At 69.9% G+C, this 6,215-nt stretch carries 8 protein-coding genes; 3 read left to right on the top strand and 5 right to left on the bottom strand.

Translation table 11 applies throughout. From position 1 onward, the window contains the following. Positions 1-51 precede the first annotated feature (51 nt). The 4 genes from ACFSJG_RS06935 to ACFSJG_RS06920 form a co-directional block, all read right to left on the bottom strand. Positions 52-891, bottom strand: a complete 840-nt coding sequence (locus ACFSJG_RS06935) for an SDR family oxidoreductase (protein ID WP_378484484.1) — start codon at positions 889-891, stop codon at positions 52-54. Between the two features lie 93 nt (positions 892-984). Then, positions 985-1,701, bottom strand: a complete 717-nt coding sequence (locus ACFSJG_RS06930; RefSeq protein ID WP_378484483.1) for a type 1 glutamine amidotransferase — start codon at positions 1,699-1,701, stop codon at positions 985-987. Beyond that, a complete protein-coding gene (locus ACFSJG_RS06925; RefSeq protein ID WP_378484482.1) occupies positions 1,694-2,950 on the bottom strand; it encodes a Mur ligase family protein in 1,257 nt (418 codons plus the stop codon). The genes ACFSJG_RS06930 and ACFSJG_RS06925 overlap by 8 nt, the downstream gene beginning before the upstream one ends. A 30-nt stretch (positions 2,951-2,980) precedes the next feature. Further along, positions 2,981-3,901 carry an EamA family transporter gene (locus ACFSJG_RS06920; RefSeq protein WP_378484481.1) on the bottom strand — a complete coding sequence of 307 codons (921 nt, stop codon included), beginning with the start codon at positions 3,899-3,901 and terminating at the stop codon, positions 2,981-2,983. A gap of 72 nt (positions 3,902-3,973) precedes the next feature. Between ACFSJG_RS06920 and ACFSJG_RS06915 the strand changes: the two genes are divergently transcribed. After that, positions 3,974-4,864, top strand: coding sequence for a LysR family transcriptional regulator (locus tag ACFSJG_RS06915; protein ID WP_378484480.1), 891 nt, complete (start codon positions 3,974-3,976; stop codon positions 4,862-4,864). A 59-nt stretch (positions 4,865-4,923) separates the two neighbouring features. Here the strand turns inward: ACFSJG_RS06915 and ACFSJG_RS06910 are convergent, their stop codons facing one another. Beyond that, the gene (locus tag ACFSJG_RS06910) at positions 4,924-5,304 is read right to left on the bottom strand and encodes an SHOCT domain-containing protein (protein ID WP_378484479.1); all 381 of its coding nucleotides are present in this window, start codon (positions 5,302-5,304) and stop codon (positions 4,924-4,926) included. A gap of 148 nt (positions 5,305-5,452) precedes the next feature. Here ACFSJG_RS06910 and ACFSJG_RS06905 point away from each other — a divergent pair, with 148 nt between their 5' ends. Both ACFSJG_RS06905 and ACFSJG_RS06900 read left to right on the top strand, forming a co-directional pair. After that, positions 5,453-5,878, top strand: a complete 426-nt coding sequence (locus ACFSJG_RS06905) for a DUF6325 family protein (protein ID WP_378484478.1) — start codon at positions 5,453-5,455, stop codon at positions 5,876-5,878. Positions 5,879-5,901: 23 nt separating this feature from the next. Beyond that, on the top strand, positions 5,902-6,215 hold a 314-nt coding region (locus ACFSJG_RS06900), incomplete at its 3' end, for an SHOCT domain-containing protein (protein WP_378484477.1).

Here is a 6,215-nt window from a genome sequence, read left to right as displayed (position 1 = left end):
GTGTCGCGAACCTGGTTCCCCCCACCCCGATGCCCGTTTCGGCTGTCGAGGTCAGGTTCTGGTGGCGTCGTCGCGCGCGCCGCCCACCACACCGGCGACCGTGCCGCCGTCGACGAGCAGGTCGGTGCCGCTGATGTAACCGGCGCGGGTGCCGTCGAGGAGGAATGCGGCTGCTTCGGCGATGTCGTCGGGAGTACCGAGTCGCTTCGCCGCTGATGCCTGCACCATCGTGCGCATCCGAGCACCGGACTCGCCCGCGAGTTCCTCTTGGCCCATGGGCGTGGAGATCACCCCGGGGCTGATCGAGTTGATTCGGGCACCGCGCTCGCCCCACGCGATCGACGCGCGCTGTACGCGAAGTTGGTTGGCGCGCTTGGCGACAGCGTACGCCGCGCCCGGGTCGGGGAGCTGGTCGAGCAGTGGCAGCGTGAGCAGGTCGTCGGTTGGCGTCGCGGCGAAGGCCGTGTTCGCCTCCGGCGGTAGCGCGCCGGCAGCGAAGTACGCCGACATGCTCGCGATGACGACTCCGGCACCGCCCGGAGCAACGACGCGGGAGAACTCGTCGAGGACGATCGCGACGCCCAGTAGGTCGACGTCGAGAATCGCGGGCGTGGATGCCTGTGTCGGTGACAGGCCCGCAGTGTGCGCGATGTGGGTGACGCGGCCGAGCTCGGCCGCGCTGTCGGCCAGCGCCGAGACGGACTCGCGGCTGCTCACGTCGACCGTGACCGGTGTGATGTGGTGGCCGGCGCCCCGCAGGTCCTCGGCCACTGCGTCGAGTGTGGCCTGGTTGAAGTCCGCGAGCACGACCATGCGTCCGCTCCCGATGCGGCGGGCGATGGCCTGCCCCATTCCGCCGACTCCGATGACGACCGCTACGTCCTTACCCACGGGTCTCCTCCTGGTCGGTGGTGTCCTGGCGACGATAGCCACCGGGCGCGCAGGCGGCGCGCTGCCGAACGAATTCGGTGCGTCGGCCGGGGGTCAGCGCCCGACGGCGAGCCGCTCGCGCCGCAGACGGTCCACCTCGGGCAGATCCAGCGGAGGGAGCGTGTCGACTCCCATTGCGCGGGTGAGCAGCAGGTCCGCCAGCTCCGGATTCCGGGCCAGCGCGGGGCCGTGCATGTAGGTGCTGATCACGGAGCCCTGCACGACACCCTCCTGGCCGTCCCCGACGCCGTTTCCGACGCCGTGGGTGACACGGCCCAGGGGCTTCGCGTCGGGTCCGAGAGTTGTTCCGCCGCGGTGGTTCTCGAAGCCCGTGAGGGGCTGGGTGAGCCCGTCGACCAGGGGGCGCGTGATGACCTCGCCGATGGCGCGGGTGGTCTGCGGGGAGGTGGTGACGTCCAGCATCGACACGCCCTCGACTCGCTCGCCGGCCGAGGTCTCGTACCAGTGGCCGAGCACCTGGATCGCGGCACAGATCGCGAGGACGGGGGCGCCCCGTTCGGCGGCCTTCTGCAGGCCGGGGTAGCGCTGCAGGTGACGGGTCGCCAGTCGCTGCGCCGAATCCTCGGCACCGCCGAGGGTGTAGAGGTCGAGGGAGTCCGGAACCGGGTCGGACAGCGTGATCTCGACGATCTCCGCGTCGATTCCGCGCATCCGCAGTCGCTGCCGCAGGATCAGCGCGTTGCCGCCGTCGCCGTAGGTACCCATCACGTCGGGGAGCACCAACCCGATCCGCACTGTCGACTCAGACATTCTCGGTCCTCCTCGCGATGGCGGTGTTCAGGTCCCGGAAGGCGGTGTAGTTCGCGAGCACCTCGACCCGGCCCTCGGGGCAGGACGCGATGGCGCGCAACGGATCCGGTTCGAGGGTGTGCTCGACACCCGCATAGGTGAGCCGGACTGCGAGATCGGTGGCGCGCTCTCCGGCCGCGACGACCTTCACGCCCTCGAAGTGCTCGAAGCGCACATCCCACAGCCACGAGAGGTCCTCGCCGTCGGGCACCTGACCGTTGACGGCGATGACCAGTCCGTCGACGGAGTGGTCGATCATCGACAGCGCTTCCTGCCACCCGGCCGGGTTCTTCGCGAGCAGCATCCGCAGCGAGTGCGGGCCCACGGTGCGCGCCGCGTACCGGCCCGCGACCTCGTGCACACCGGAGGCCGCGGACACCGCCTCGGCCGGGTCGGCGCCGAGCGCGACGGCCGCCGCGACCGCCTGCGCCGCGTTCCCGCGGTTCGCGCGGCCGGGCAGCGTCAGCGTCATCGGCAGGGTGAGGCCGTCGGGGCCGTGCAGGTACTCGTCGTCGACCCACCAGTCCGGGGTCGGCCGGGAGAAGTCGGCGCCGGTGCTGCGCCAGTTCCCGTCGGCGTCCCAGACGATCGGTTCGCCGCTGCGGGGGCAGCTGGTGGCGTCGTTCGCCCAGCCCGCGCCCGCGGCGACCCACACGACGTTCGGGTTGTCGTAGGCGGCGGAGGTGACCAGGACGTCGTCGCAGTTGGCGACGATCACCGCGTCCGGGTGGGCCGCGAGTCCGGCGCGCAGGCGGCGCTCGATCATGTTGATCTCGCCGACCCGGTCCAGCTGGTCGCGGCTGAGGTTCAGCAGCACGATCGCGGCCGGGTTCAGCGCGTCCGAGACGTGCGGCGTGTGCAGCTCGTCGACCTCGATCGCGGCGAGTTCGGCGTCCGCACCGACATTGAGGGCGGAGACGATTCCCGCATCCATGTTGGCGCCGTCGGGCTGGGTGGCGACGGTACCGATCGTCGCGAGTGCGGCGGCCGTCATCCGGGTCGTCGTCGACTTGCCGTTGGTGCCGGTGACCAGCACCGTCCGCTTGTCCTGGCCGAGCTGTGTCATCACCGTGGGGTCGATCTTGAGGGCGATCAGCCCACCGATCATCGAGCCGTTGCCGCGACCGGCCTTTTTCGACGCCCAGGACGCCAGCGCGGCGACGCGGAGCGCGAGCCTCCCGCGCGTGGTGAATCGAGTGCTAGTTGCCACGCGCGCAGTTTTCCACACCCGCCGCCAGGGTCAGACTCGTGCAGGTGCGGGGGTGGGCAGCGACACAGTCGGCTCCCCGGCGCCGACGCGCGGGCGGGTCATGCCGTACAGGCAGCCGCCGACCACCACCACGCCGCCGCACAGCGCCGCGACGGTCGGTTGCTCGCCGAGCACCAGCCACGAGGCGACGATCCCGACCACGGGCACGAGCAGTGAGAACGGTGCGACCGTCGACGCGGGGTAGCGGCTCATGAGTCCGGTCCACAGGCCGGAGCCGACGATCGTGCCGAGCAGTGCGATGTACACCAGTCCGACGAGAGCGGGCACGCCGTCGGCGTCGAACGCCGATCCGAGCGCAGACCACCCCGCCGTCGGCCCCTCGACGACGGCGGACACCGCGAGCATGGGCAGCGGCGGGATGACCGTCATCCACAGCATCAGTCGCATCGGGGAGTCGGGCCTGGCCTGGCGGCTGCCGATGTTGCCGAGCGCCCACCCGAAAGCGCCACACAGGGTCAGTAGCAGCGGCAGCAGGCTCGCGTGCGCGAACCGGTCCCAGCCGATGACGGCCATGCCGCCGACGGCAACGACGATGCCGGTCATCTGCCGCCTGCTCACCCGCTCACCGAGCAGCAGCGCCCCGAGCAGGACCGTCATCGGGGCGGATGCCTGCAGGACGAGCGATGCGAGTCCGGTGGGCATTCCCGTGTTCATCGCCCAGAACAGGAACAGGAACTGCAGCACGCCGAAGCCGGTGCCGTACAGCAGCAGCCAGCGGAGCGGGACGTTCGGGCGCGGCACGAACAGGACGACCGGGACGGCGATCACCAGGAAGCGCAGTGCGACGAAGAAGAACGGCGGGAACTGGTCGAGGCCGGCGCGGATGGCCAGGAAGTTCAGGCCCCACAGCAGCGCGACGGTGATCCCGAGGAGGCGGTCGCGGTTCGTCATGCCGCTTATCGTTGCGCCTGCAAATCATCAGGACAATCGAATATAAGTACAGCATTGCTGTAGATTTCCTACATGGATGTGGAGCGTTTGCGGGTACTGCGGGAGCTCGCCGACCGCGGCACCGTCGCCGCCACCGCCGCGGCGCTCTCGCTCACCCCGTCCGCCGTGTCGCAGCAACTGAAGATCCTCGCCCGTGAGGCCGGGGTCGCACTCCTCGAACCCGACGGCAGGCGACTGCGACTCACCGACGCGGGGCGCGCCCTCGTCCTGCGCGCCGACGACGTCCTCGCCGCACTCGACCGCGCCGCCGCCGAGATGGCGTCCTACACAGACTCGCCTCGTGGACGGGTCCGGGTCGCGCTGTTCCCGTCCGGGGCGGCCCTCCTGTTGCCGGGCGTCCTCGCCCGTGCTGCCGCGAGCGGAACGAGCATCGAGGCGGCGGACGTCGACGAGCCCGCGTCCGCAGTCCCGCAGTTGCTCGCCGACTTCGACGTCGTGCTCACCCACCGAGACGAGCGTGCCCCGACCCTCGTCTCCCCACGGGTCCGGATCGAGCCCCTCATGCGTGAGCCGATCGACCTCGTGATGCCCGCGGACCACCCCTACGCCGGACGGTCGTCCGTCGCGCTCGACGAACTCGCGGACGAGAGCTGGATCAGCGTCCGCGGCGGGTTCCCCGTCGACGACGTCCTCGAATCGGTGGCCGCCGCGACCGGGATGCGCCCGCGAGTGGTCCAGCGCATCAACGATTTTCGCGTCATCGAGGAGCTGGTCCTCGTGGGTCACGGCGTCGCGTTGATGCCGCGCCACGTGGCGCTGCAGCCCGGACTGGTCAGCGCAACACTCGCCGGGGTCCGCGCGGCACGCACCTACGAACTCGCCACCCGTCCCGCCGCGGCACTGCGTCCCGCCGTCGCCGCGGTGCTCGCCGCGTTCCGGGACACGGCCGCCGCCTATGCATGAGCACGCGCGCAGCTTTGCGGCCCACCCCGTTTTCGGAGCGGGCCGCAGTGCGGGAGTGGCTAGCCGAGTGCCTTCGCCTTGAGTGAGGCGAACTCAGCCTCCGTGATGGTCCCGGAGTCGAGCAGGGCCTTCGCGTCGGCGATCTGTTCGGCCGGCGACTTGCTGCCCGCGACGGACTTGATGTAGCTGTCCTGCTCGGTCTTGTACTGCTGCGCCGCCGCGATCGACCGTTCCGTCATGCCCTGGCCGCGGGCGATCAGGTAGATCAGCGCGGTGAGGAACGGCACGAAGATCAGGAAGAACACCCACACCGCCTTCCACCAGCCGGAGAGCTTGTGGTCGCGGAACAGGTCGCCGATGATCGAGAAGAGCAGCATCAGGTATGCCACGAAGGCAAACGTGACGAGGATTACCCAGAGAAAGTCCCAGAACGAGTCCATCGGTCAACTCCATTTCGCATCGTGCGTCGAATGTTGGATCGATGATCGGCGACCGGACGGTCGACCGCTTCATCCGCAGCAGGTGAGATCGGCGAGTTCATCCGCACCGGGTGAGGCGCACGACGCCGGGAAACACGAGGGTGTGGGCATGAGCGACGCAGAGAACATCGGTCCCGTCGAGTTGGTCGTACTGGCGTTCCCGGGGTCGCAGGCCGACCCGGACACCGTCGCGGCCCTGCAGGACGTCGTCGAGAAGGGGTACGTCACCCTCCTCGACCTCGTCTACATAGCGAAGGACGAGGACGGCAACATCAGTCAGGTCGACGTCGACGAGGATCTCGACCAGGTCGGCTTGGCGGTCCTGTCCATCGAGGCGAAGGCCCTCATCAGCGACGAGGACCTGGACGTGGTCCGCGACTCGCTCGATCCGGGCACGTCCGCGGCCATCATCGTCTACGAGAACACGTGGGCTCGGCAGTTCACGACCAGCGCCCGGGCCGCCGGCGGCGAGGTCGTCCTGCATGTCCAGATCCCGCACGAGGTCATCGTCGCGGCGGTCGAGGCCGCACTCTAAGCATCCAACCGAAGGGGAACGTCATGGTTTTCAGGGCAGGACGAGTGGGTCGTCCGGGACTTCTCGGAACGGTCGCGCGCACCGCTGTCGTCGCGGGCACCGCCCGTGCGACGACCAATGCGATGGACCGCCGGGCGCAGCGCAAGTACTCCGAGCAGCAGGCGTACGCCGACCAGCAGGCGCAGGAACAGGCGTACCAGCAGCAGCAGTATGCCCAGCAGGCCGCCGCGCAGCAGGCGGCACAGCAGGCCGCGGCCGCCCCGCAGGCCCCCGCCGAGGACGAGTTGATCGTCAAGCTCAAGCAGCTCGGCGAACTGCACCAGTCCGGGGTGCTCAG

It is taken from the genome of Rhodococcus gannanensis (assembly GCF_042681175.1).
In the GTDB taxonomy this organism is placed as follows: Bacteria; Actinomycetota; Actinomycetes; order Mycobacteriales; family Mycobacteriaceae; genus Rhodococcus_G; species Rhodococcus_G gannanensis.
The sequence above is the reverse complement of the archived record's forward strand: the minus strand, read 5'-3'. Positions and strand labels throughout refer to the sequence as shown.